At 69.4% G+C, this 23963-nt stretch carries 22 protein-coding genes; 6 read left to right on the forward strand and 16 right to left on the reverse strand.

Translation table 11 applies throughout. The annotated features are described in order from the left end of the window. Nucleotides 1–137: 137 nt before the first annotated feature. Nucleotides 138–572 (reverse strand): VOC family protein, encoded by a 435-nt coding sequence (locus tag HHX30_RS28700; protein WP_169985475.1) that lies wholly within the window; start codon nt 570–572, stop codon nt 138–140. Between the two features lie 871 nt (nt 573–1443). On the opposite strand from HHX30_RS28700, the gene HHX30_RS28705 reads away from it, so the two are divergent. The 3 genes from HHX30_RS28705 to HHX30_RS28715 all read left to right on the forward strand — a co-directional run bounded on the left by HHX30_RS28705 (nt 1444) and on the right by HHX30_RS28715 (nt 5363). Continuing rightward, nucleotides 1444–2049 carry a response regulator transcription factor gene (locus HHX30_RS28705; RefSeq protein WP_169985476.1) on the forward strand — a complete coding sequence of 202 codons (606 nt, stop codon included), beginning with the start codon at nt 1444–1446 and terminating at the stop codon, nt 2047–2049. Then, the gene (locus HHX30_RS28710; RefSeq protein ID WP_169985478.1) at nt 2040–3839 is read left to right on the forward strand and encodes a sensor histidine kinase; all 1800 of its coding nucleotides are present in this window, start codon (nt 2040–2042) and stop codon (nt 3837–3839) included. Before HHX30_RS28705 ends, HHX30_RS28710 begins: the two co-directional genes overlap by 10 nt. A gap of 78 nt (nt 3840–3917) precedes the next feature. Beyond that, entirely contained in the window at nt 3918–5363 is a 1446-nt protein-coding gene (locus HHX30_RS28715; RefSeq protein ID WP_169985480.1) for a multicopper oxidase family protein, read from the forward strand. A 114-nt stretch (nt 5364–5477) separates the two neighbouring features. On the opposite strand, the gene HHX30_RS28720 is transcribed toward HHX30_RS28715, so the two are convergent. The 5 genes from HHX30_RS28720 to HHX30_RS28740 all read right to left on the reverse strand — a co-directional run bounded on the left by HHX30_RS28720 (nt 5478) and on the right by HHX30_RS28740 (nt 12341). Further along, the gene (locus HHX30_RS28720) at nt 5478–6674 is read right to left on the reverse strand and encodes a serine hydrolase (RefSeq protein ID WP_169985482.1); all 1197 of its coding nucleotides are present in this window, start codon (nt 6672–6674) and stop codon (nt 5478–5480) included. A 43-nt stretch (nt 6675–6717) separates the two neighbouring features. After that, nucleotides 6718–7572, reverse strand: coding sequence for an ABC transporter permease (locus HHX30_RS28725; RefSeq protein ID WP_169985483.1), 855 nt, complete (start codon nt 7570–7572; stop codon nt 6718–6720). Further along, on the reverse strand, nt 7572–8567 hold the full coding sequence (locus HHX30_RS28730) for an ATP-binding cassette domain-containing protein (RefSeq protein WP_169985485.1): 996 nt from the start codon (nt 8565–8567) through the stop codon (nt 7572–7574). The genes HHX30_RS28725 and HHX30_RS28730 overlap by 1 nt, the downstream gene beginning before the upstream one ends. 60 nt (nt 8568–8627) lie before the next feature. Next, nucleotides 8628–11840, reverse strand: coding sequence for a type 2 lanthipeptide synthetase LanM family protein (locus HHX30_RS28735; RefSeq protein ID WP_169985486.1), 3213 nt, complete (start codon nt 11838–11840; stop codon nt 8628–8630). 273 nt (nt 11841–12113) lie between these two features. After that, on the reverse strand, nt 12114–12341 hold the full coding sequence (locus HHX30_RS28740; RefSeq protein ID WP_169985488.1) for a cinnamycin family lantibiotic: 228 nt from the start codon (nt 12339–12341) through the stop codon (nt 12114–12116). Nucleotides 12342–12648: 307 nt separating this feature from the next. Between HHX30_RS28740 and HHX30_RS28745 the strand changes: the two genes are divergently transcribed. Then, nucleotides 12649–13878: a serine hydrolase gene (locus tag HHX30_RS28745; RefSeq protein ID WP_249350559.1), complete on the forward strand. Its 1230-nt coding sequence runs from the start codon at nt 12649–12651 to the stop codon at nt 13876–13878. 49 nt (nt 13879–13927) lie between these two features. On the opposite strand, the gene HHX30_RS28750 is transcribed toward HHX30_RS28745, so the two are convergent. The 4 genes from HHX30_RS28750 to HHX30_RS28765 form a co-directional block, all read right to left on the reverse strand. After that, complete coding sequence (locus HHX30_RS28750; RefSeq protein ID WP_169985490.1) at nt 13928–15463, reverse strand: S8 family serine peptidase; 1536 nt, start codon at nt 15461–15463, stop codon at nt 13928–13930. A 251-nt stretch (nt 15464–15714) separates the two neighbouring features. Further along, nucleotides 15715–16647: a phosphatidate cytidylyltransferase gene (locus HHX30_RS28755; RefSeq protein WP_169985491.1), complete on the reverse strand. Its 933-nt coding sequence runs from the start codon at nt 16645–16647 to the stop codon at nt 15715–15717. A gap of 1 nt (nt 16648) precedes the next feature. Then, nucleotides 16649–17257: a 1-acyl-sn-glycerol-3-phosphate acyltransferase gene (locus tag HHX30_RS28760; protein ID WP_169985493.1), complete on the reverse strand. Its 609-nt coding sequence runs from the start codon at nt 17255–17257 to the stop codon at nt 16649–16651. After that, nucleotides 17250–17807, reverse strand: a complete 558-nt coding sequence (locus HHX30_RS28765; RefSeq protein ID WP_211592701.1) for a CDP-alcohol phosphatidyltransferase family protein — start codon at nt 17805–17807, stop codon at nt 17250–17252. The genes HHX30_RS28760 and HHX30_RS28765 overlap by 8 nt, the downstream gene beginning before the upstream one ends. 366 nt (nt 17808–18173) lie before the next feature. Here HHX30_RS28765 and HHX30_RS28770 point away from each other — a divergent pair, with 366 nt between their 5' ends. After that, nucleotides 18174–18632, forward strand: coding sequence for a nuclear transport factor 2 family protein (locus tag HHX30_RS28770; protein ID WP_169985496.1), 459 nt, complete (start codon nt 18174–18176; stop codon nt 18630–18632). 31 nt (nt 18633–18663) lie between these two features. Here HHX30_RS28770 and HHX30_RS28775 read toward each other — a convergent pair whose 3' ends face one another. The 3 genes from HHX30_RS28775 to HHX30_RS28785 all read right to left on the reverse strand — a co-directional run bounded on the left by HHX30_RS28775 (nt 18664) and on the right by HHX30_RS28785 (nt 20511). After that, complete coding sequence (locus HHX30_RS28775; protein ID WP_169985722.1) at nt 18664–19365, reverse strand: helix-turn-helix domain-containing protein; 702 nt, start codon at nt 19363–19365, stop codon at nt 18664–18666. A gap of 5 nt (nt 19366–19370) precedes the next feature. After that, complete coding sequence (locus HHX30_RS28780) at nt 19371–19886, reverse strand: hypothetical protein (RefSeq protein ID WP_211592704.1); 516 nt, start codon at nt 19884–19886, stop codon at nt 19371–19373. A gap of 166 nt (nt 19887–20052) precedes the next feature. Continuing rightward, the gene (locus tag HHX30_RS28785; protein ID WP_169985498.1) at nt 20053–20511 is read right to left on the reverse strand and encodes an Lrp/AsnC family transcriptional regulator; all 459 of its coding nucleotides are present in this window, start codon (nt 20509–20511) and stop codon (nt 20053–20055) included. Between the two features lie 110 nt (nt 20512–20621). On the opposite strand from HHX30_RS28785, the gene HHX30_RS28790 reads away from it, so the two are divergent. Next, a complete protein-coding gene (locus tag HHX30_RS28790; RefSeq protein ID WP_169985499.1) occupies nt 20622–21107 on the forward strand; it encodes a DUF2000 domain-containing protein in 486 nt (161 codons plus the stop codon). Between the two features lie 19 nt (nt 21108–21126). Here HHX30_RS28790 and HHX30_RS28795 read toward each other — a convergent pair whose 3' ends face one another. From HHX30_RS28795 to HHX30_RS42010, 3 genes are all read right to left on the reverse strand, one after another. Further along, on the reverse strand, nt 21127–21522 hold the full coding sequence (locus tag HHX30_RS28795; RefSeq protein WP_169985501.1) for an ACT domain-containing protein: 396 nt from the start codon (nt 21520–21522) through the stop codon (nt 21127–21129). Nucleotides 21523–21556: 34 nt separating this feature from the next. Then, nucleotides 21557–22207, reverse strand: a complete 651-nt coding sequence (locus HHX30_RS28800; protein WP_169985502.1) for a DUF6461 domain-containing protein — start codon at nt 22205–22207, stop codon at nt 21557–21559. Between the two features lie 162 nt (nt 22208–22369). Then, nucleotides 22370–23962 (reverse strand): histidine kinase, encoded by a 1593-nt coding sequence (locus HHX30_RS42010; protein WP_169985504.1) that lies wholly within the window; start codon nt 23960–23962, stop codon nt 22370–22372. Between the last annotated feature and the right edge of the window lies 1 nt (nt 23963).

Raw genomic sequence — 23963 nt, forward strand, 5'->3', positions numbered from 1 at the left:
CCGCCCGCAGACGATCCGGCCGAACCCCTGGCGCACACCGCCTTGGCCGCGTCATAGTCACACCAACCCACAACTCGCCGACCCCACACGATCAGCTGCGAGTTACACCACCCGGCGGGACATCACCTAGACGTTCGTCAGCTCAGGCAGAACTCGTTGCCCTCGATGTCCTGCATCACGAGGCACGACTCGTTTTCTTCATCGGCGGGCAGGAGCCGCACGCGTTTCGCGCCGAGAGGGATCAATCGTGCGCATTCGGCCTCGAGGGTTGCCAGGCGCTCTGCACCGACGAGTCCGGTGCCGACCCGCACGTCAAGGTGCAGCCGATTCTTGGCGACCTTGCCTTCGGGAACGCGCTGGAAGTACAGCCGCGGACCGACACCCGAGGGGTCGCTGCATGCGAACCATGAGTCCCGCTGCTCGGGCGGCAGCGTGCGATTGAAGTCGTCCCAACTGGCGAACCCCTCAGGCGGTGCCGGCGCGACATACCCCAACACCTCGCACCAGAAGCGACCGACACGCTCAGGTGAAGCGCAATCGAAGGCGACTTGAATCTGCTTAACGGATGCCATGGAAAAATCCTTCCATAGATCACCATATATACCGTAATCGCCCACCGTGCACCCCAGCCGGATTGGCGAAGTCCTGAAAAGATCCACAGCTCCAGCCTGAACGCCTCGCCCGCCGAGCCCCCGCGCCGGGTCCCGAACGTCTCAGCGCCCAGGGGGTGGGGTGCCCGTCAAGGACGATGACGTATGGGCAGTTCCATCAGGGTCGGGTGCGCGCTGAAGGCGGTCGTCCAGGTGAGCAAGATCCGGAACATGTGCGGATTGTGACCAGCAGCCGACCAGGACTTGTAGCGGCGGCGTACGACATCACGCGGGCAAGGCGTGACCCTCGCATGGGTACCGGAGACGGAGACCGGACACACTTCAAGATCCAGAATATAAACGGATCCACCTCCTCTCCCTCAATAAGATCACCCGACTCCCCAGCAGGTCAGCGCACTGCCAAGCAGAGAAGCAGCAATCCACTTGTGATCCGCAGGCTGGGAGCCACCTTGGGAGCCACCGGGGTGAACGGCTCCGAACCGATTCGGACGGATCCGGACCACCGGTCCTCATCTTGCCTGCATGGCGAACAGGTCCGAACGGCCCTGGAGATCGTTTGGGGATCTACGGATCAGAAGGTCAGGGGTTCGAGTCCTCTCGGCCGCGCACCTCGAACAAGGCCCGTGACCAGGGAAAACCTGGAAACGGGTCTGTTTGTTTTCTAGATCAACTGTGCTGTTTGCCAACACCCTTGCTGGCAGGGTGGCTCCTCCGCCTGTCCTGACCCTGCATGCCGATCCCCGTCCTCGTGAAATCTTCATGATCGCCAGCGAAAATCGCACGAGATGGTAGAAATGGGGCGCAAGTGGAGTCCTGACGGTAGGGGCGATGGATGATCCGGGTTCTGCTCGCCGAGGACATGCACATGGTCCGCGGGGCACTGGTCGCACTGCTCCGGCTTGAGCCCGACATCCAGGTCGTCGCGGAGGCCGCCACCGGCGACGAGATCGTGCCCATGGCGCTGGAGCACGAGCCGGACGTGGCGGTGATCGATGTCGAGCTTCCCGGCGTCGACGGGCTCACCGCCGCGGCCGAGCTGCGCAGAAGGCTACCGCGATGCCGGGTGCTGATCGTCACCAGTTTCGGCCGCCCGGCGAGCGTCCGCAGAGCGTTCGCCGCACAGGCGTCCGGGTTCATGGTCAAGGACGCCCCGCCGGACCAGCTGGCCGGCGCGATCAGAAAGGTCGCGGCGGGCGAGCGGGTGGTCGATCCCCAGCTCGCCGTGGCCGCGCTGGAGGTGGCCGAGAGCCCGCTCAAGCCGCGCGAGCTGCAGGTGCTGCGGAGGTTCTCCGACGGCGAGGACGTGGAGCAGATCGCCGAGGCGCTGTTCCTGTCCGCCGGCACCGTACGTAATCACCTCACCGCAATCGTCGCCACGCTGCACGCCCGCAACCGGCTGCACGCCGTACGGATCGCCCAGGGCGCCGGTTGGCTCTGAGCCCGGCCCGCCTGCTCGCCGGGTTCATCTGCCTGCTGTGCCTGCTGCGAGTGACCTTCCACCTCGGCGAGACCACGTCCGGCCCGCTGACTGTGGCGAGCGTCATCGCCGTCGCCGCGCTCCAGCTGCCGATCTCGCTCCGGGGCGGGCGGCGTCCGGCCTCCGTGCTCCTGCCGGCGCAGGCCGTGCTGAACTACCTGCCCCTGCTGGCCGAGGCTGAGAGCTGGCGGGTCGGCGGCTCGGGGTTCGTCGCCGCCTCGGTGCTGCTCGTGGTGAGCGGTCCCTGGGCATGGTCGCTCTTCGGGTTGATCGCGCTCGTCGAGGCCGCCATGGCGGTCGCGCTGGACCTGGCGCCCGTGCAGATCTACTACGCGGTCGTCGCCCCCCTCAACGTCGGACTGATGCTGTACGGTCTCAGCCGCCTCGCCGGCCTGCTGGACCGGGTCCGGCGGGAGCGGTCCGAGCTGGCCGCCAGGGCCGGGGAGGTCGAGCGGCTACGGCTGTGGGAGCACGTTCGCGGCCTGGTCGTGAGCAGCGTGTCCGCCGTCGAGCGGCTGGCCCGCCGGGCCCGGCGCGAGCATGACGCGGAGGCGGCGCGACAAGCGATCCGCCGGGCCGTCGCCGTCGCACGGGAGGCCCTGGAGCGGGTCCGGTCCCTGCCCGCCGCCGAAGAGGCGATCCCGGTCCCGTCCCGCGATGACGACACGCGGATCCTCCGGCTGGCCACGCCGATCCTCGTCGTCACGCACGTGCTGTTCATCGGGCAGTCGCTCTTCAACTTCGTCGCCGACGATTCCGAGCACCTCGCCCACCTGGCCCTGCTGCCCGTGACCTTCGGCCTGCAGTTCTGGCACCTGGCCGCCCTGCGTGCGGGCACCCGGCCCAGGAGCCTTGCCTGGACGATGGTCGCCCAGGCGCTCACCATCTACGCGCCACTCCTGCAAGGGGACGCGGCCGGGTTGGTCGTGTCGGGGTTCTTCGCCGGGGTCGTCCTGCTCTACGTGCGGGCGCCGGTGTCATGGCCGCTGTGCGCGGCGATCTGCGCCGTCGCCGCCGTCGAAGCCTGGCCCCGGGGGCCGGGCGTGGCCGCGTACCAGCTCTGCAGCGCCTTCGCCACCGCACTGACGGTCTACGGACTGACCCGGCTGGCCGCCCTCGTCACCGAGCTCAGGAAGACCCGGGCCGAGCTCGTCGAGGTGGCCGCCCTGCGCGAACGGCTACAGGTGGGTAGAGACGTCCACGACCTGCTCGGCCGCGGCCTCACCACGATCGTCCTGCATGGTGAGCTAGCGCTGCGGCTGCTCGGCACGGACCCCGGCCGTGCGGCGGAACAGCTCAAACGGGTGACGGAGTCGGCGCGGGCCGCGCTCTCGGACACCGCCCGGCTGAGCGCACCGGACCGACGCCTGTCGCTGGCCGCGGAGATCGGCTCCGCCAGAGCCGTGCTGGAGTCGGCGGGAGCGACCGTACGGATCGACGCCGTACCCGTGACCGGGCCAGCCGAGCCCGTGCTCGCGGTGGTGCTGCGCGAGGCGGTCACCAACGTGCTCCGGCACAGCACCCAGTACGAGTGCGTCATCGAGATCGCCATCGAGGACGGTCGCGTACGGCTGCGCGTGGCCAACGACGGCGCCACCCCCGCGTCCGACGAGCCCGGCACGGGCCTGAGCAGCCTGCGCGCCCGCCTGGCCGCCATCGGCGGCGAGCTCACCACCACCCGGACCGGCGACCGCTTCGAGCTCCTCGCCCGCACCCCCGTAGATCATGAGGATCTCACGCCCACGAGGTGACCCCGGCGACTGTGCAGGCAAGCGCCCGGTGCAGCACAGTTGGCACGCCACACGGACACGACAGACCAACCGGGGACCATGAACCGTCGACAGTTCCTCGCGGCCGCCGCGCTCTCGGGCCTCGCCTCGGCCTGTGGCTCCGCCTCCGCGAGCGATCCGACCGCCTTCCGCACCGAGCTGCGCGTTCCACCCCTGCTCGAACCCGAAGTGGACAAGGACGGGACGCGGAGATTCGCGCTGACGATGCAGCGCGGCCGGAGTGAGATCCTGCCCGGCAAGCCGGTCGAGACCTGGGGGTTCAACGGCCCGCACCTCGGGCCGACGATCCGGGCGGCCCGCGGCGACAAGATCCGGATGACGGTCACCAACCGGCTGGATGAAGTCAGCACCGTGCACTGGCACGGGATGCGGCTGCCCGCGAAAATGGACGGCGGTCCGCACCAGCCGATCGAACCGGGCGCGACATGGAGCCCGCACTGGACCATCGACCAGCCCGCCGCCACGTCCTGGTATCACCCGCACCCGCACGGACAGACCGCCAGACACGTCTACCGGGGTCTCGCCGGCATGTTCATCGTCGATGACGATCGGGGCGAGGCGGGGCTTCCCGGGCGGTATGGGGTCGACGACATTCCTCTTATCCTGCAGGACAAGAACCTCGCGGAGGACGGCTCGCCGACCGGTGACCCGTTGAAGGGGACCTTTGGCATCCTGGGCGACCACATGCTGGTCAACGGGATATACAGGGGTTTTCTGAACGTGCGGACCGAGCGGGTGCGGTTCCGGATCCTCAACGGGTCGAACGCGCGGATGTATCACCTGACGTTCGCCGACGGTCGCTCGTTTCACGTGGTCGGCGGCGATGCCGGGCTGCTGGCCGCTCCAGTCGAGGTGGAGCAGGTCTCGCTCACGCCGGGTGAGCGGGTGGAGGTCGTTGTGGCTTTCACGGCTGGGGAGCAGGTGCTGCTGCGTACGGTTTCGGGGTCCGACGGCATCGACGAGGGCGACTTCGACCTTTTGAAGATTGTCGCGGCACCGCGGCTGGCCTTCTCTCCCCGGCTGCCTGACCGCCTTGCCGGCGCGCGCGCGCCGATCGTGGTGCCGTCGAATGCCACGGTACGGCGGTTCCGGCTCAACGGGCACGATGCGATCAACGGCAAGGAGATGGATATGTCGCGCATTGACGAGGTGATTCCGGCCGGGGCTGTTGAGATTTGGGAGGTTGAGAACACCGTTTACGCCCATAACTTTCATATTCACGAGGTGGCGTTTCAGGTGCTCGACGTGGATGGGGAGAAGCCGGCGGGGTATGCGAGTGGGCACAAGGACACGGTGTACGTGCCGCCGAAGAGCACCGTGCGGCTGGCCGTCCAGTTCGGGCGGTTCACGGACCCGGGGACCCCGTACATGTATCACTGCCACATCCTGCGGCATGAGGACTCCGGGATGATGGGGCAGTTCGTGATCGTGGAGCCCGGCACCGAGAACCAGGTGCTCCGCACGATCAGCGCCCACCACGTGTAGCACCATCAGGCGTGAGTATTCACCTCGTACGCCGTCGAGAAGCGGATCTCGAAGCGGCAGCAGGAGTTCGGGCACGGCGCGATCGAGGGCACCGCCGGCTGTGGGATCTCCTTCTCAGCCGGTTCCGCAGAGTGCGTGGTCGATCAGCGTGGAGGCCGCTCTCATTTGACGCAGGGAGCGGTCCTCGGAGTCCGCGTTCTCGGTGGACACCGAGACGACGACGCCCCGCCGGCCATCCTCGCTGAAGCCGTTCCTCGTCATGAATCCGACGATGTCTCCGCCATGGCCCCAGTAATTTCCGCCGCACGACAGCGGGATGGAGAACAACCCGAGGCCGTACCGCGCTCCGGGAAAGGCCTGTCGCACCTTCGCGTCGGTGGCGACGGTCCGCTTCATCTGGTCGAGCTCCGCCGGGCGCAGCAGCCTGCCGCCGAAGAGAGCGCGATAGAACCGGTCGAGGTCGGCGGTGGTCGAGATGATGGCTCCGGCGGCGTCGGCGGTGTAGGGCGCACGGGTTCGGGTGACGTCGATGAGCGTGCCGTCAGGGTACCGGTCGTAACCCTCGGAATGCGGGTCCGGAACGTCCGGGGAAAGGCCTGGCACACTGGTGTTCCGCAGACCGAGCGGACGAAGGATGCGCCGGTCGACCTCCTCGGACCACGGGCGGCCGGTCACCCGTTTGATGATCATTCCGAGCAGGACGTACCCGGCGTTGCAATACCTCCATGACGTCCCGGGCGCGAAGTCGGGCCGGTGCCGCATGGCCTCTTTCACCAACGCGTCCGGCGGGACGATGTCGAACCGGTGCCGGTAGTAGTCGGCCGGTGTCTCCTGTCCTTCGTCGCCCTCATGGATACCACTCGTGTGCTGGAGCAGCTGACGAACAGTGATCTTGCTGCCGTCGTTGCCGTTGCCGTGCACCACGCCGGGCAGCCGACGTTCGACCGTGTCGTCCAACGACAGCTTCCCTTCCCCCGCCAACTGCAGGACGACCGTCGCCACGAACGTCTTGGTGGAACTTCCGATCCGGAAATGATCGTCCGGCTTGACCGGGCGCCGGGTGCCGGTGTCGCCGAAACCACTGGTGGCCATCAGGTTGTGGCCGTCACGGGTCGCACGCGCCTGGACCCCTGTCGCCCCGGTCGCGATGATCGCATCGGCGTCGCGCTGCAACCGGCTCTGGTCGGACGGCTGTGGCGCGGCCGTACGCGTCGCGGCCGGCCCGCATGCCGCCGCCCCGAGCACACTCGCCAGGACCGTGACCGACGCCACCAGGCGCGCCCGGGGCCCACGCGGCTTCGGCGCTCTCACGTACCGTGATGTCCCCCTGACCGTGGGATCCATGTGTGACCTGTCAGCCGAGCCGGGAGAAACGCCGGGCGGCCACGACCAGTGTGATCGCGGTGAGAGCGGCGACGACGGCCATTTCGACAGGCGGCGACAGACGCAGGTCGCCCCAGCTGAGCGGCTGGGACAGCATCGCCCGTCCGCGCGGGAACCGAACGATTCCGGCGGTGTGGCGCATGGCGTCCACGGCATAGGTCAGCGGGTCGAGGCGGGACAGCCACGCCAGCCAGCCCGGCAGCGCGCTGATCGGGAACATCGTCCCGGACAGGAACATCAGGGGGGCCATCAGGACACTGAGCACAGTGGTCAGCGTGCGGGGTCGCCGGACGAAAACCGCGACCGCCGCGGCCAGGACCGTCAGCGCGAACGACGTCAGCGCCAGTTCGGCGGCGAGCATCGCGAACGCCGCGGGCCGGTACGGGACGTGGAGCAGCCCGGCACTGGCCAGGATCACCATGCCGTGGCAGGTCGCGACCGTCATGCCGCCGAGGCATTTGCCGATCAGCAGGGTGCTCCGCGACACAGGGGCGACGAGCATCTCACGGAGGAAACCGTCCTCCCGCTCCCAGACGATCGACGCGCCCACGGACATCGCGGCGGGTTGCGCCGCCATCACCAGCACACCGGGGAAGAAGAACGTCAGATAGTCCGACGCGGACCCCGCGCCGGAGGCGGCGAAGAGCCCGCCCAGACCGATGCCGAGGATGAAGAGGAACATCAGGGACTCCACCAGGGACACCAGCGTGCCGACCCGATCGCGGAGGAAGTGCAGCATCTCCCGCCGCCACATCATGCGTGCGGCGCCGAGTTCGGCGGCGAGGCCGCGGCCGTACGCGGCGCGTGGCACAGTGCCGCCGGCCATCAGCGGCCTCCCCCGGGCTCGTCCCGGAAGTGGTGCCCGGTGTGATGGAGGAAGACGTCGTCGAGGCTGGGTCTCGTGACTGTCAGCTCGTGGACCGGGACGTCCAGGCCCGCGCACAGCCGGGGTACGAGGCGGGCTCCGTTCTCCGCCTGGACACGCAGGCCTCGCGGTCCGGCGACGGCCTCGATCCCGAAGCGTTCGCGCAGCGCCGCGGCCGCCGCCACGTCGTCACCGGTGCGCAGGTCGATGCGGTCGGCGGCGAGCGTCGACTTCAACTCGGCGGGCGTGCCCTGGGCGACGATCCGTCCGTCGTCGACGATGGCGATGCGGTCGCACCGCTCGGCCTCGTCGAGGTAGTGCGTCGTGAGGAAGATCGTGATCGTCTCACGTTCACGCACCTCGCACAGGTGTGCCCAGAGCCGGTCGCGTGCCTGCGGGTCCAAACCGATGGTGGGTTCGTCCAGGAACAGCACCCGTGGCCGGTGCAGCAGGCCACGGGCGATCTCCAGACGGCGGCGCATCCCGCCGGAGAAGGTCCGTACGAGGTGGTCACGTCGTGCCGTGAGCCCGGCCAGGTCGAGCATCGCGTCGATCCGGGCGGCCAGCCCGGCCTTGGGCATGGCATACAGGTCGGCGTGGAAGCGGAGGTTCTCTGCGGCGGTGAGCTCCCCGTCGAGCGTGCTCTCCTGGAAGACGATTCCGAGACTTCGCCGCACCGGGCCGGGCGCGGTCCGGGTGTCGTGACCGGCCACCTCGATGCGGCCCGCGGTGGGCACGGCAAGTGTGCACAGCATCGCGATGATCGTGCTCTTGCCCGCGCCGTTCGGGCCGAGGAGGCCGAACGTCTCGCCCTGCTCGACCGTGAGGTCGACGCCACGCACGGCGTCCACGTCCGGATAGGACTTGTGGAGGCCGGTCGCCCGTATCGCGGGAACGCCCTGGCACCGGCGTGCGGTGGGCGGCGCCTGGGCGCTCCGATGGCCGGTTCCGAACACGGTTCCTCCCTCAGGCCTTCCTCCGCATGCGGTGCGATGACGGCGTCGTGCCCACTTCTTTCATCCGCCGGGTACTGGATCGAGGAGCAGGGGGGACGGGACCCGGTCGGGGTGGGCCAGGCGCAGGAAGTGCATGCCGAGGCCGGATCTCCCGATCATGAGTCCGGGGAAGAAACCCGCTGTGTCCTGGATGAGACCGTTCTGGGTGTCATCGAAGTGCCGCCATTGCTCGTGCGCCTGGACGTTCGCCTCCAACTGGAAGGTGGGCTCGTCGTGCAGCCTGGCGAAACGCAGGAACAGTTCGGCGTTCCCCGACCGGCCGTGGCAGAGCGTGTCGTTCCGCAGCCGGGGGAAGTTCCGTAGCGTCGCCGTGAGGGCGTGGTGCGTGTCCCGCAGCAGCGACTCGTCGTCGCCGTCGAGGAGCGCCCAGCTCGCGATGCGGCTCAGGCCGATGCCGGCGGCGCCGTTGCACCAGGCGTTGGCGTAGTAGCGGCCGTCCTGCAGTACGCCGCCGGGGCTGGTGCGCAGGTCGTACCAGTCGTTCGTGGTCTCGTCGAAGTGCCGCGCCTCATAGGCCAGGGCACGGCGTCCGGCGATCACGTACTCCGTCCGGTCCGTCAGCCGCCCGAGCCGGATCAGCGCCCATCCGATACCGGCCGCTCCGTGGGCGAAGCCCGTCAGATTGGCCGGGGCGATGCGAGGATCGGGCGGCGGCCAGCTCAGCGTGCCGGCGTCCGCGACGGCGCGGCGCAGCAACGCTCTCGCGCACAGATGCGCCTGGTCGACGCCCTCGCCGTCCGCCTCGGAGGCGAGCCCGAGCAGCACCGGGATGAGGCCGGCGGCACCGCTGAAGACGTCCAGTGCCGTGTCGGCCTCGATCCGGGATCTGAGGTCCTCGCTCAGGCGCACGGCGAGCCCGAGCAGTTCGCGGTCCTGCCAGAGGCGGTGCAGGTGAGTGAGCAGGTAGATCAGGCCACCGATGCCCGTGAAAGCGCCGATCTGCCGGCGATCGGTGGCCGCGACGGCGTGGGACAGGGCCCGTTCGGCCGCCCGCCGGAACTCCGGTCGCGGAACGATCTGGTCGAGGTAGGCGAGGAACAGCGCGATGCCCGCCGCCCCGTCGTACAGGTCGCCGCCGATGTCGACCCGTACGGGCCCGTCCGGGCTGATCTCGTACGACGTCCACGGTGCGGGCTCCGACGGCTCGCGGAGCATGGCGCACAGGCGCTCGCCGACCCGGCTCGCCTGTTCGGCGGCGGCGGACACGAAGGCCGGGCTGGCGACCTCACTCGTGCGCAGGCCGGCCGCGATGTAGCGGCGTTGCCGTTCGCGGTTGTCCACGGACAGCGACCGGATCCGCTGCGCGGCGCAGCCGAGCGGAGAGGTGTCGAGGTCGATCGCCAGCGGCGTCGTGTGGTCGTGGACGAGCGGCCCGCCGCGGGCGTCCATGGTGAAGATCGGTATGTCGAGCCGCCACATCGACTCGACCTCCCGCTCCGCGAGCCGGCCGTCCCGGTCCCAGCTCTGCAGGAAGGTACGAACCGTGCCGAGGGTCAGGTCGACCTCCAGGGGGTCGACCAGGCACCTGGGATGCCGGGCGTGCTGCAGCAGGTTGACGTAGAGCTGGGTGGCCCAGTTGACGAACCGGACGGAGCCGCCGCCGAACATCTCCGTCACCGCGCGTACCGCCGCGTCAGGCCGGCGCTCGAACCATTCGTGCACCCGGCCGAACCCCTCCATGATCGCTTCGGTGAAGTCCTCCGGTCGTACGACCGTGTCGCCGACCAACACCCGGTTATGAGTCCCCGGCTCGACGCGCACGCCGGTCATGTGCGTCACCGACGTCCGGAAGCTGTCGCGCCGCTCTTCGAGGCAGGGCACGGGCATCGGCAGCTCGTACGCCTCGCCTCCGGAGTAGCCGCTGGCCCGCATCAGGTCACCGGAGCCCGCCCCGCGCGGCCACTCGAGCAGTCCGGTTCTGAACACCGAGTCCAGGAGGGTGCCCGGCGGTCGTGCCTGACCACGTAAGAGCACGCTGAGGGCGGTCTCGCAGTCGCAGACGTGGGCGTGACCGTCGGCGACCAGAACATTCTCCAAATGCAGGTCGTCTCCGCCCAGTACGTAGAAGATCCCCAGGTGACCGCCGAGTTCCCGGTAAAGCCGCTCGACCTCCTCACGGGTCGTCACATGGTTACGGCCCGGGGGGATCCGCTCCTCATAGCCGTACCCCGGCCGTGGCAGGACGGCATACGGCGCGAAATCGAGCACTCCGTCGTCGCGTAGCCGCGCGAGCAGTTTCTGCATCGTCGCCTCGGCGGCGATCGAGCGCGGCTTGTAGACGAACGAACCGGTCGCCCCGCCCACCAGCTGAGCCTCGACAAGGGCGACGGTGCGGGCTCCGGCGTGGTGATCGGAGATACCCGGCCGCAGTGACAGGAACGATGAGATGTCCTCCCCGAAGATCGTCTGGCCGATCGCCGCGGCATCCGCCTCGAGGCGCTCGACGAGCTCGCATCCGAAGTCCGCCAGCAAGGCGGTGATGTGCGCCAGCCAGCGTCCCAGGACCGGGAACCCGAGATGGAAGCGGTGGTGGTCGGCCGCCTCGGCGAATGTGGCGTCGAGGTACGCCCGGAAGTCCTCACGGGTCGCCCGTGCCCTGTCGATGCCCGCCTCGGCGCAGTGAACCTTCGCGTCGGCCTCCACGGCCCACGCGAGTGACAGCTCGAAACGCTCGAAAAGATGCCGCTGCAGATCGTCGGTCATGCGACGGCCGAATCGGCCCGGATGGCGGGCCCGGGCGGCGTCCATCCGGCGGCCGAGTTCGAGGAGGAACGGCTCGCAGGCGATGGCGAGCCGACCGTAGTAGATCTCGGGGCGCCGCCAACTCGCGTCCTGCGCATCCTGGGCGGAGCGGTCGAACGCGCCGAGTGCGGCCTGGTAGGTCGGCAGCCAGGAGCGCTGCACCTCGGCGAACACCGCCTTGGTGTCGTCGTCGGCATCGCGCAGGCCGAGCTCGTGATGCCGGAAGGCGGTAAGCGCCCGCCGGAGGTCGTCCCGGCCGGGGGCCGCCGGCGCGGACGGGTCCGGTGCCCTGACGTCCGTCTTCACGGCCAGCCGCTGGGAGATCCGGTCGATCTTCCAGGCGTCGAATCGGGGAAGCGGGTCAGCGAACGTCGCCGGTCCGGTGGCCTCCAGTCCGGCCAGGATTCGCAGACGTTCGGCGAGGTTCGCGGCAGCGGCGGCGATGTCGACAAAGGAGTGGTGGTCGCCCAACGGTCGGACTCCTTTTGGTACGCGACGGACGGCTGGCCGGCCGTGGCCGGTTAACTGTGCGACTTGCCGTGTTTTCCCGTTCGCACCTACTGCGACATGACGCGAATATGAAGGCCATGCCGTAGGGGCAGGCGTTTGTTCTTGATGAACAGATCTCGGTCCGCGACGGCCACTTACATCCCGTGTTCATTCGGCATGGGATGGCTGCCGATCGGCGGCGGCGCGGACGACGGTGGCCGGCCGCGCCGATGTCGGCGTCCTCTTGCCCGGCGCCTAATAGGTCTTACGGCAGACGTGGGTGTGGATGCAATGATGGGTGGCCGGACAGGCGTAGATTTCGCTGGCGGCGCCCGTCGTCCAGGATCTCAGCGACTCCTGGTCGGGCTGCTCGATCGGGTCGGGTAACGCGGAGACCTCAGTATCGAAGGCGATTGGATCCGTCATGAGTTCGGCGCGGAACTCATCGTCGACGGTGGCCTGAAGTGCCATCATCCTGTCCATTGCATCTCCTTGATCGAGCTTCGGAGAAATGATCGTCCGGGCTGGGTCGAATATTCGCATCCGGCTTGCCCTCTCGTATTTTCAGTATCACCTCCGGTGCTGCATGTGTTGCAAGCGGGACGTAAACTTGTCGGCAAGATGGCGGCGGTGTTCGGCTCTTTGTTCCGAGGCCTTTAACTTTGTTTACGCGTTTCTTGTTTGATTGGCAATCGTGGCGGTATTGAATGGTCGCGTGCAGGTGCCGGGCGAGGTTCGCTCCGCGGTGACGGGCGGATAAGCCGGGCCGGCACGGGGTCAGGGAGGGCGGATGAAGCGCACACCGCTTCGCGCGCAGGCCTCTCGCCGGGCGGTCATGGCGGTGGCGGCCCTCGCCGTGACCCTTCTCGGCCCCCCGGCGTCTCCCCTCCCGGTGCCGGATAAGGACGGAGACTCCGCCCTGCGCGCGGTGCTGGCCGAGGCCGTGCGCCAGAACCACTATCCGGGGGCGTTGGCGCAGGCATGGAGTCGGGAGCGGACCTCCGACGTGGCGATCGGGGTCGGCGACGTCCGGAACGGCACGGCGCCGCGGCCTGATGCGCGATTCAGGGCCGGGAGCATCACGAAGACCTTCGTCGCCACCGCGGTCCTGCAACTGGTCGCCGAGGATCGGCTCCGACTGGACGACACCGTCGAGCACTGGTTGCCGGGCCTGGTCGACGGCAAGGGCAACGACGGCCGGCGGATCACCCTGCGGATGCTGTTGAACCACACGAGCGGCCTTTTCGACTACACCACCGACAAGGAACTGGGCCAGGCCTATGAGCGTGACCCGTCCCGCCGGCTTGTGCCGCGCGCGTTGGTCCGCGTCGCGGTCTCACATCCCCCGCTGTTCCCGCCCGGGGCGGCCTGGAACTACTCCGACACCGACTACGTCCTGCTCGGGATGGTCATTCAGCGGGTCACCGGCCGGCCGTACACGGAAGAGATCACGCGGCGGATCATCCGGCCTCTGGGCCTGCGCTCGACCTACTTCCCCGGCGGATCCTCGTCCATCGCCCCTCCCTACCTGCACGGCTACAAGATGTCGGACTCCGGCGCCGTCAAGGACGCGACCGTGCTCAACACGAGCTTCGCGCCCGGATCCGGCGACCTGATCTCGACCGTCGGAGATCTGAACCGTTTCGCCTCGGCCCTGCTGGCGGGGCGTCTGCTACCACAGCCTGTCCTGCGTCAGATGCTGACGCCGGTTCCCGGATCCCGCGCGGGCTCGGACATCGACGAATACGGCCTCGGCGTGATCATCACGAAGCTCCCCTGTGGGATCACCGTGTACGGCCACGGCGGAACCCTCGATGGTTATCTCACCGGCGTGACCGGGCGGTCGGGCGGTACCCACACGCTCGCCTGGGTGATCAATGGCAGTTGGGGAGTGGAGAACCAGATCGCGCTGATGGACAAGGCCTACATCGCCGAGTTCTGCGGCAGCCGTCAGCCGCCGCGCCGGGCGTCGGGAGGACATTCCTCGTCGCCGTACGGCACTGGGCCCGCACCGTCGTGACGGTGCGGGCCCAGCCTGGTGGTCTCACTCAGGTGACACCGGGGTCAGTTCACTGGACGACCGCGAGGGTGTCGACGACACCGGCGCCGAAGAAGCTGTTGTCGTCGACGGTGCCGGTGCAGGCCGCGGTGTTCTGCGGGCACGGCTTGGGCACGGCCCGCGCCTTGAGCTCGTTGATCATCTCGGCCGGCGACCAGGACGGGTGCGCCGACTTCATCTGCGCCATGACGCCGGCGACGTGCGGGCTCGCCATCGACGTACCGCTCTTGGTGCCGTAGCCATCCACCCCCGTCCGGGTGTTCCACGTCGTCGAGTAGATCGACGAGCCGGGAGCCGCGACGTCGATCTTGCCGAGGCCGTAGTTGGAGAAGGACGACCGGACGCTGTCCAGCGTGGTGCCCACGCGCTGCAGGGACGCGACCGTCACGACGCCGTCGAGCTCGGCCGGGAGGTCGTTGCAGCCGCTGTTGATCGTGCGCACGGTCGGCTGCGGCGCGTCGTTGGGGCTGCCCTTGTCCACGGTCTTGTTGGCCATGTCGTAGTTGGAGTTGCCCGCCGCGGCGACGTTGACGACGCCCTGCTCGGTGGCCCACCGCACGGCGCGCCGGACGGCCTCCTTGCTGGCGGCCTGGTCGGGCTGGTCGTCACACCAGAACTCGAACGGGTCGACGTAGTAGGAGTTGTTCGTGACGTCCATGTGCTTCAGGCCCGCCCACATGAAGCCGCAGACGGCGTACTCCGGGTAGATGAAGCCGTCGTCGTTGACGACCTTGACGGACGCCATGCGCACGTTCGGCGCGACACCGACGATGCCGATGTTGTTGCGGGCGGCGGCGATGGTGCCGGCGACGTGCGTACCGTGGTCGCTCGTCGTCGGACGCCAAGCCAGCGGCGTCTGGTCCGGACGGCCGACGTTGCTGCAGTTGACCGAGTTTGCGACGTCGATGTTGGCCTTGAGGTCCGGGTGTGTCGGCGAGATGCCGCTGTCGAGCACCCCGACGAGGACGTTGCGGTTGCCGTCGGAGATCGCCTGCGCCTGCGGGGCCTTGATCATCTGCATGTCCCACTGGACCCCCTCGTTGGGGTCGAGGCTCTCGCCGGGCTGTGGGTCGGACGGGATGTCGCCGTTGTCCGGCTTCTTGGCACCCTTCTTGTACCCGTTGGCGCCGGGGCCCCACGGCGCGGCCAGGTCGGCAGGCGTCCCCTCGGAGACCCCGGCCGTGCGGGTGGCGCCGACGGAGGCGACCGCGTTGCCACCCTTGGCGGTCACGTTCACGCGGAAGGCCGCACGGTCGGAGTGGGCGACGACCACGCCGATCTCGGGCCAGGACTGGACGACGACACCTCCGGCGGCCTCGACGGCGCGCTCGACGAGACGAGTCTGGCCGGGGTTGGCGATCCGGGCGTTGACGACGTAGCTCATGAGCATCCCGTCGGGGATGTCCACGTTGACCGGTGTAGACGTCGGCTCGTCGGTGGTGGCCGCGCTGGCCGAGCCGGTCGCGCCTCCGAGGAAGGCGGCACCCACCATGGCGAACGCCGCGGCGGTGGCCGCGAGGCGTCGCTTGGGCAGGGCATGCTGCATGGGTTGCTCCTAGAACGGTGAGACCACGGCACCATCGCCGTGGTCTGGCTGGCTTCGGCGCCGAAAGTCCGAAATAGTCCTGAAACCAGCTTTTAGAGTTGGTTGGTGACGGTAACAGCTCGATCGTGAATTGTTCAAGAGTTCACCAGAGCGTAATGGCACCTGCCGGGCCCGGCCGCGGCCCATCCGGGCACGCCGCTGCACAGCGGCACGTACGGCGACGCCGTCCGGAGCGCGGGGGCCGGCGCGGGTCACGGGACGAAGAAGTACCGGGTCAGGTGGAAGAACAGCGGTGCGGCGAAGCACAGTGAGTCCACCCGGTCGAGCATTCCGCCGTGCCCGGCCAGCATCTCGCCCCAGTCCTTGGCGCCGAGCGAGCGCTTCACCGCCGACAGCACGAGACCGCCGATCACTCCGGCCGCCACGATCGCGAGCGACATCAGCGCGGCCTGCCAGGGGGTGAACGGCGTCAGCCCGTGCAGCAGGACGCCGAGCAGCACCGCCGCCAGGCCGCCCCCGACGAGCCCTTCGACGGTCTTGGAGGGGCTCACCTTCGGCGACAGCGGCGTGCGGCCCCAGAGCTTGCCGCACACGTACTGGAAGACGTCGCTCGACTGCACGACCAGCAGGAAGAACAGCAGAAGCGGGCCGTTTCCGGAGTAGTAGCCGGGAATCTCCAGCATCAGCAGCGCGGGGGCGTGGCTCAGGCCGTAGACGCACACCATCAGCGCCCACTGGATCTTGGCATTGCGTTCGAGGAAGTCGGAGGTGTCCTGCGACAGCGCGGCGGCGGCCGAGACGACGAAGAACACGTAGACCGGAATGAAAATCGAGAAAAGCCCGTACCAGCGGAACCCGAGCAGCGCGAACTGGACCGGAAGCGCGACGTAGAACGCCAGCAGCAGCGACCAGTAGTCGCCGTCCTTGGTCGGGGTCAGCGTGACGAACTCGCGGAGCGCGAAGAACGAGCACAGCGCGAACAGCACGATCGTCGCGTGACTCCCCGCGACGATCGCGGTGCCGGCGACCGCGATCATGACCCACCAGGCGTTGATCCGCTGGTTGAGGTTCAGCACCGTCGTGTTCCCCGGGCCGGCGCGACGCGCCAGGACCGTTCCCACCGTTGTCGCCGCGGTGAGCACTGTCACCATTCCGGCGATCGTCATCCAGAAGACGTGCGGCATGTCAGGTTTTTCCGATCGTGATCACCGCGCCCCGAGCGCGTTCCAGGAAAGCGTCCTTCTCCTCGCCGGGCACCCGCTCGAGTGGCGCGCCGAACCCCACCCGGCACAGGAGGGGAACGGGGATCACCTTTCCCTTGGGCATGACGCGATTGAGGTTGGACAGACTCACGGGGACGAGCTCGACGTCGGGGAATTCCCGTGAGAGCCGGAATATGCCGCTCCGGAACGGCCCGGGCTCCGGCCCCGCGCCCCGGGTCCCCTCAGGGAAGATCACCAGAGAGGCCCCCTCGCGCAGCGCCTCCCGCAGCGGATCGAGCGGGTCACCCGTCCCCTGCCGCTGTCGTTCGACGAAGACGACGTCGAGCACGCGCCGCGCGACGAAGCTTCTGAGCGGGGAGGAGTCCCAGTAGTCGCGCGCCGCCACCGGCCGGACGCTTTCGCGGAGCCGTGCGGGAAGCGCGGCGAGGATCGCCATCGTGTCGACGTGGCTGGTGTGGTTCGAGAAATAGATCCGCTGGCGGCCGGTCGCCAGGGCGGACAGGTATCGGGGGTGGGCGCCGACGACGATCCGGACCAGCCAGACCAGCGCCACCCTGAGGAGGCTAGACATCGGCAGCCCGCAATCTCCTGGCGATGGCGCGACCGCGGGTCCAGCACGTGACGGCCGAGCCGACGGCCACGACCACTGTCGCCGCCTTGAGCGAGTACTGCGTCGCGGTCAGGAGGGACTCGACCGCGCCCATCAGGCAGCCGGCCGACAGGACGGCCATCCGGTGCTGCTTCGCCATCGGGCCGAGGAACTCCTGCTCGAAGCCGAGCGCGCCCCCGAACACCCGGACATACGCGGTGGTCACGGCGAGAAGCGCGGCGAGCCACCCGACCTCCGGCAGCCCCGCGCCGTATCCCGCCCCGATGATGACGAGCGAGTCGGCGACGCGATCCGGGAACTCGTTGTACAGCGCGCCGGTCGGGGACTTCTTCCCTCCTTCGACCGCGACGAGGCCGTCCAGCACGTTGCACAGCAGCCTCAACTGGATGAGCACCGCCGCGGCGAGGCATCCGGCCCATCCCGGAGCCCCGGACAGCACCCATCCCGCCAGACCCGCGAACACCACACTGGCGCAGGAGATCTGGTTCGGCGTGACGGAGGTGCCGGACATCCATGAGGCGACACCCCGGACAGCGCCATTGGACCGGGATCTGACAGGCCGGCGTTGCAGCGTCATATCCGTCCTCCGCTGATTCGTTCGGAACCGGCGAGCGCATCGCCGGACAACTCTTTCGTCACTGGGCCAGCCGTATCCGTGCACTGATGGAGGGCGGCTCATCGCCCTGCCGAACAAGACCCGTGAACTCGGTGATCATTAGTAGTTCCCGGCGCTTGACGACTGCTTGAATCCTGGTTACCGCGGGTAACCGAAGGAATGGCGGCGTCTCGGATCCATCTCGGCTCCACACTTGTTGACCGTGAATTCTCCGTCGGTCTACGTTTGTTGAGCGACATTCGCGGCGATGAAGGGGACAGCGTGCTCGCGACTCCACGGCAGCTGCTCGACCGTTTCCATCAGGCGATGCTGGACTTCTCGCCCGACTCGCTTGCCGATCTGTTCGCCGACGAGGCGACCTATGAGTTCGTGTTCTGGACGCCGCATCGCGGCCCGTCGCAGCGGTACGACGGGCGCGAGGAGATCCGTGCAGGCTTCAGGGCGGCCTGGGGGTCGGTGTCCGAGCCGCCGCTGACCGGATTTCGCGAGATGCGCGTTCACGAGACGTCCGACGCCGGCGTGGTCATCTCCGAGGGCGAGATGGACGGCGTCAACCCGGCGACCGGGCAGCTGTTCTCTTCCCGGTTCGTGCTCGTCCTGCGAGCCCGCGACGGCCGTATCGTCCACCTGCGCGACTACTCCGACGTGCTGCGGACCGCGGCAGGGCTCGGGCGTCTGACTCAGCTCTTCGAGCAGGTGCGGGCCGAGTCCGCGCCGTGAATTCCGGTGCTGTGGCCCGGCGGGCGAGCGGTCAGGGCGTGTAGAGGAGTGACAGCGGCTGCGCCGGATTCCGCTCGCTCAACTGGGTGGCGGTGCGCCCGATGTATCGGCTCAGGGACCGTGCCAGGTGCGGCTGGTCGAAGTAGCCGAGACGGTGGATCACGTCGTGGACCGGCACGCCCTCCTGGATCAGGACCGCGGCCCGCCGGGCGCGGTCGATCTGCCGCACGGTGCCGCGGGTGAGCCCGGTCGCCGTCACGAAGCGCCGCTGCACGGTGCGTTCGGACACGTCCGGCAACGCGCCGCCGAGCACCGCGGCGACGAGCGGGTCGCGCTCCACGACACCCTCGCGCACCAGCCGCTCGACGAAGGCCTCGGCGTTGTCGTAGTCGGGCAGGTGCCACGTGGAACCCTTCAGCCAGAAGGACCCGCGCGTCACATCGGGAATCTCCGCCGAACCGTCCACGAGCCGGCTGACCGGAAGGTGGGGCATCGACGTGCCGAGAGAGAAGCTGATCCCGAAGAACGCGGCCTCCTCGGGAACGGGGGCCGAGCTCGCCTTCGACTCCGGCCCCTGGACGGACGCGCTGACCTGGCCGCGATGCTCCCAGAAGACCAGATCCCAATGCGTCGTCGCGACCGCCGTCATCTGCTCGACGTCGCGGCTGCTGCTCCGCCACACCCGCTCGATGTACGGCGAGTCGGACGACCGGCTCTCGATGTCCAGGCCCATCCGGGTCACACCCCCCCTCGATCGCCCGTGCGCGCCGAACCTCGCGGAAGACCGGCCCAGATCATTTTCCCCGAGCCGGGCACGGGCGCGACCTCACCGGTCTCACGGTCGCCGCGGGCACGGAACACCCGTTCGGTGGGGTCCGGTGCCCCGTCGTCCCGAAGGCGATCGGTGAGAAGGAAGTCGTCCAGTCCGAACTCGTCGGCGTGTTCGCTCTCGCTCAGGAAGAAGGTCCCGCCGGCGAGGTCGGGATCCCAGCCATGCGTCAAGGCGTAGTCGACGACTCTCCGCACATCCTTCGGAGTCGGGTAGGCGCAGTCGGTCGCGCACCCCCACGGCAGCACGGCCGTGGACAACAGATCCGCCTGGAGCACGCGGCCGTTCTTCCCGGCACCCCAGACGCGAAGGCGGACGCATCGGTGACAGTCACGCTCGCCTGCCACGTGGTTGATCTGCGCCGTCCACGCGAACTCCCGGCCGCCTGCGTGCAGCCTCCGCAACCTCGTCCGCACGGTGCTCACCCCACCTCGTCGATTTCATCGGATATCGCCGTACGGATGACCAACAGGAGTATTCGCAGCCCCCGAGGTGACTGGCAACCGGATTTCCGGACGGGTGACAGATCGGACCGGAGTCAGAGGGCACCCGCCGGGACCCACACCGTCACCGGCGCCGCTGAGGAACGGATCACGGACCGCTCGGGCCGATCCGGGTGTTGCGGAGGTGCTCGTAGACGATCGACGTGCGGACGTCGGCGACTTCGGGCCGTTCGGTGAGCCTGTCGATCACGAACGCGTACAGGCTGGCATTGTCCGGCACCGCGACGTGCACGATGAAGTCCTCCGTGCCGGTCGTCACGTAGACGCCCAGGGTGTCGGGGAGCGCGCTGACCCAGTTGCGGAAGCCCTCGATGTTGCGCCGCGAGGGGGGACGTACACGGATGGCGATGAGGGCCTGGACCGGACGCCCGATCGCCGCGAGGTCGACGTCGAGGATCGCTCCCCGGATGACGCCGCGCTGCCGGAGCGCCCGCGTACGGTCGAGTGCCGTGGTCGGCGAGACCCCGACCGCGGCGGCGACGTCACGGTTGGTCTTCCGTGCATCCGACTGCAGTTCCGCCAGGATCGCCTTATCAAGTTCGTCCATGCCCGCCTCTGCACCCCTTCCTCCGATATAAGTACGGATTCCTTGCAGTGCAATCGTACGGGTGCCTAGCATTTTCGACGTACTGCCGGATGGATGAATAGGAGGCCGGGATGACGGCCGATGAAGGTGCGACCACGGGTGTCGGGTTCGCCCCCGAAGAGATCGACCCGGCCCTCCCGACCCGGGCGGCCCGCCTCAAGTGGGTGATCGTGGTCGACGGCGACCTTCCCGCGGGCCGTGCCGTGAACGCCGCCGTCTGCGTGGCCGCGGCGACCTCTACGGCGGTGACCGGGCTCCTCGGTGACGACGCGGTGGACGCCGACGGCGGTGCGCACCCGGGCCTGCCCTGGGCGGGGTGTTCGGTGCTGGCCGCGGACGCCGCCACGCTCCGTGCCATCCGTGCCAAGGCCGCGGCGTCCGCCGGCTGCTTCGTGGCGGACATGCCCGCCGCGGCCCAGCGGACGCGGGTCTACGCCGACTATCTCGCCACGATGAAGGAGACCGCGGCCGACGACGTCGAGTATTACGCGGTCAGCGTGGTCGGGCCGCGCAACCGGGTGGACAAGATCGTGGGAAAACTGCCCCTGATGCCGTGACCCGGCATCCCGGCGACGGTCAGGAGCCGGGCGAGCGCAGGTGGCGGGTGTCCACCCGGTGCCCCGCCTCCTCCAGGACGGCGACCGCCTCATTGATCCTCGGCTCGGGCACGAGGACCAGGTCGGCGTGGAACGTCGAGGCGACGAACACCGGGACGGCCGCATCGGCCAGGGGGCCCACGATGGCCGCCAGCATGCCCGGGACGTCCAGGTGGTGTCCCGTTTCCCCGCCGTACAGGCCGATCCAGCGGTCGCCGGACCCCGTCGGCCAGGCCTCGCGGATCACGGTGAGGCCCTCCGGGGCGCGTACGAGCGCGATCCAGTCGTCGTCCTCGGGGAACGTCGCCTGCGGCAGGTGCTGGACGGCGAACACGGACGGCACGATGCCGAGCCGCTGGGCGGCGGGTGAGGTCATAAGGCGTGTGTAGCAGAGCCCTCCGACAACACGCCTAGACCTGGGACCACTCGGTGACGGAGGCGACCAGCAGCGGCCCGGCGAAGGAGTCCGCGGCGAGGGTCACCCCGGTGATCCTGGCGGCGAGCGCGAACGCCTTCGGGAGCGCGTCGTCCCACCGCACGTCCCAGGCCGCCTTACCGGCCGTGGCGGTCAGCGGCAGCCCGACCCTGCGCATCGGCTCCTTCAGCCGATCGGGGTCGCTGCCCCGGCGGTTGACCGACGCGTGCGGCGTGAACGCGGTGACGATCTCGCCGTCCACGGCGTACAGGAAGCTGTGCTCGGCGTAGTCGTGGCGTCCGACGGCCACCGCCTCGCAGCCCTGCGAGAGGCGTGCCAGGTTCTCGCCCAGGGTGGTGTGCCAGCCGCACAACTCGACCATCACGCTCCACTCGGCGATCCGGGTGACGCCGACGTATCCGCCGCCGTAGCCGCCGTCGGTCCCCTCGATGAACTCCGTGACCGCGTCGTCGAGTTCGCCGAGAGTCATCGAACGCACCGGTGCTCCGGCGGGATCGATACGGGCCGCGACCTCGGCGGGCTCCAGCCCGTGGAAGAACGACACGCAGAAGACGTCGCCCAGCGGGTTGTCCGCGGCTCCGGGCGGGGCCGCCAGCCACCGGAAACGGGCGAGAGCATCGGGCACGTGAGCCCCCTTGGTCATCTCGCGACGTCGTGGCGACCACCGCCCGCAGAACCGGGGCCGAGGCCGTTCGTCGCGTTCCTGTCCGCCGACGGCGGACGCCGTCTGCGTCAAGAGGATGGCGGCACGGTCCTGGAACCGGCTTGGATCTTGCTTAACGCCATGTCACGGCCCGGGGACGACCGCCTTCGAGACGAGCCGGCCGCGGGCGAAGCACAGACGGTAGGCGCGGGCGGGATCGGCCTCCACGGTGTAATAGGCGCAGTCCTGGCCCTGTGGCGGAGCGGGGGCGCCGTCCGGCGGGCCGTCCCTGGTGAACGCGGGGAGCCGGGACCGCACGTCGTCGCGTGGTTCGCCCACCATCAGCCGATCGTAGGCCGCGGAATCGAGGACGGAGAACGACGAGCTGACGAAGTGGAGGGGGATCAGGAGCGCGAAGATCCCGGCCAGCACGGCCACGGGGACCACGACCGCCTGAGCCAGCCGCCGCCGCACCCGCCGGCGGGCGAGGTCGAGCTCCCGGGCCGACGTGGTCACGGGCATGCCGGGGCCCGCCGCCCGCGGGGGTCCGTCGTCCGCGCGCACGCCGTCGACGGGCAGTTGGGCGGCGACCTCGAAACCCCCGCCGGGGGCCGGGCCCGCCCGCAGGACGCCGCCGGCCAGCCGCACGCGTTCCGCCAGCCCGACGAGCCCCGAACCACCCGAGGCGAGGTCCGGCGGGGCGGCCACCGGGGCGGCGTCGCTGACCACGCGGAGCGTGACGACGCCGTCATCGGACGCGAGAGCGACGCGTACGGTCGCGCCGGGAGCGTGCTTGGCGGCGTTGGTCAGGGCCTCCTGGAGCACGCGGCGCACGGCGAGCGAGGTCATCGGAGGCAGGTCGCCGGTGCCGCCCAGGTGCTCGACGACGATCGGCACGCCGGAGTCTCGGGCGCGCTCGACGAGCGTCTCCACGCTCTCCTCACGCGGTGGCATCGCGTCGAAGGGCGGGGCGCCCTCGTCGTCCGCGCGCAGCACGCCGATGATCTCGCGGAGCCGCTCGGTGGCGGCCGCGGCGGCCTCGCGCAGTTCGCGTACGGTCGCCTGCTGCCGGGGGTCGAGACCGGGGTCGAGTTCCAGCGCGCCGGCGCGCACCGCGAGCAGCGTCAGATCGTGGCCGAGCGAGTCGTGCATGTCGCCCGCGATGCGCGCCCTCTCCCGCAGGCGGGCGCGGTCGGCGACGGCCTGCTGCTCACGCTCCAGCCGGTCGGCGAGCCGCCAGCCCGTGCGGACCAGTTCGGTGTGCTGGCGACGCCACCGGCCGAGCAGCCAGGGTGAGACGACCGCGAGCAGCAGCGTGGCGAGCTGTGCGGGCCAGCCCCACAGGTCGCGCAGGACGAGCGCGGACAGCGGCAGCCCGGCGAGGGCGACGACGGCGAAGAAGCACAGCGCCGGGCGGGCGCTCGCCATCCGGTGCCCGGCCAGGTAGCCGAAGACCACCAGCGCCGCCCACGTCCAGGACAGGGGGCCGACCATCTGCACGTCCAGGGCCAGGCTCACCGCCACCGGTACGGCCAGCGCCGCCAGCGGCCACCTGCGGCTCACCGCCGTCGCGGCCGCGAACAGCGGAACGGCCACGGCCGCCGCCACCCGCCGCGCGTCGACGTCCCCAAGGACGCCGTCGCCGATGCCGTCGAGGATGCCGTCGGCGACCGACGCGACCGGCGGCGCGGACACGGCCAGCCAGACACCGAGGTCGAGGAGACGGTACGTCCGCACC

Source organism: Microbispora sp. H10836, assembly GCF_012999525.1.
Classification (GTDB): Bacteria; Actinomycetota; Actinomycetes; order Streptosporangiales; family Streptosporangiaceae; genus Microbispora.

Bases quoted from the DNA above. Each gene is read 5' to 3' on its own strand.
- HHX30_RS28750 (WP_169985490.1), bottom strand. From the start codon at position 15,463: ATGCAGCATGCCCTGCCCAAGCGACGCCTCGCGGCCACCGCCGCGGCG.
- HHX30_RS28785 (WP_169985498.1), bottom strand. From the start codon at position 20,511: ATGGACGAACTTGATAAGGCGATCCTGGCGGAACTGCAGTCGGATGCA.
- HHX30_RS28790 (WP_169985499.1), top strand. From the start codon at position 20,622: ATGACGGCCGATGAAGGTGCGACCACGGGTGTCGGGTTCGCCCCCGAA.
- HHX30_RS28760 (WP_169985493.1), bottom strand. From the start codon at position 17,257: ATGTCTAGCCTCCTCAGGGTGGCGCTGGTCTGGCTGGTCCGGATCGTC.
- HHX30_RS28715 (WP_169985480.1), top strand. From the start codon at position 3,918: ATGAACCGTCGACAGTTCCTCGCGGCCGCCGCGCTCTCGGGCCTCGCC.
- HHX30_RS28700 (WP_169985475.1), bottom strand. From the start codon at position 572: ATGGCATCCGTTAAGCAGATTCAAGTCGCCTTCGATTGCGCTTCACCT.
- HHX30_RS28775 (WP_169985722.1), bottom strand. From the start codon at position 19,365: ATGGGCCTGGACATCGAGAGCCGGTCGTCCGACTCGCCGTACATCGAG.
- HHX30_RS28745 (WP_249350559.1), top strand. From the start codon at position 12,649: ATGAAGCGCACACCGCTTCGCGCGCAGGCCTCTCGCCGGGCGGTCATG.
- HHX30_RS28755 (WP_169985491.1), bottom strand. From the start codon at position 16,647: ATGCCGCACGTCTTCTGGATGACGATCGCCGGAATGGTGACAGTGCTC.
- HHX30_RS28765 (WP_211592701.1), bottom strand. From the start codon at position 17,807: ATGTCCGGCACCTCCGTCACGCCGAACCAGATCTCCTGCGCCAGTGTG.
- HHX30_RS28725 (WP_169985483.1), bottom strand. From the start codon at position 7,572: ATGGCCGGCGGCACTGTGCCACGCGCCGCGTACGGCCGCGGCCTCGCC.
- HHX30_RS28705 (WP_169985476.1), top strand. From the start codon at position 1,444: ATGATCCGGGTTCTGCTCGCCGAGGACATGCACATGGTCCGCGGGGCA.
- HHX30_RS28740 (WP_169985488.1), bottom strand. From the start codon at position 12,341: ATGGACAGGATGATGGCACTTCAGGCCACCGTCGACGATGAGTTCCGC.
- HHX30_RS28795 (WP_169985501.1), bottom strand. From the start codon at position 21,522: ATGACCTCACCCGCCGCCCAGCGGCTCGGCATCGTGCCGTCCGTGTTC.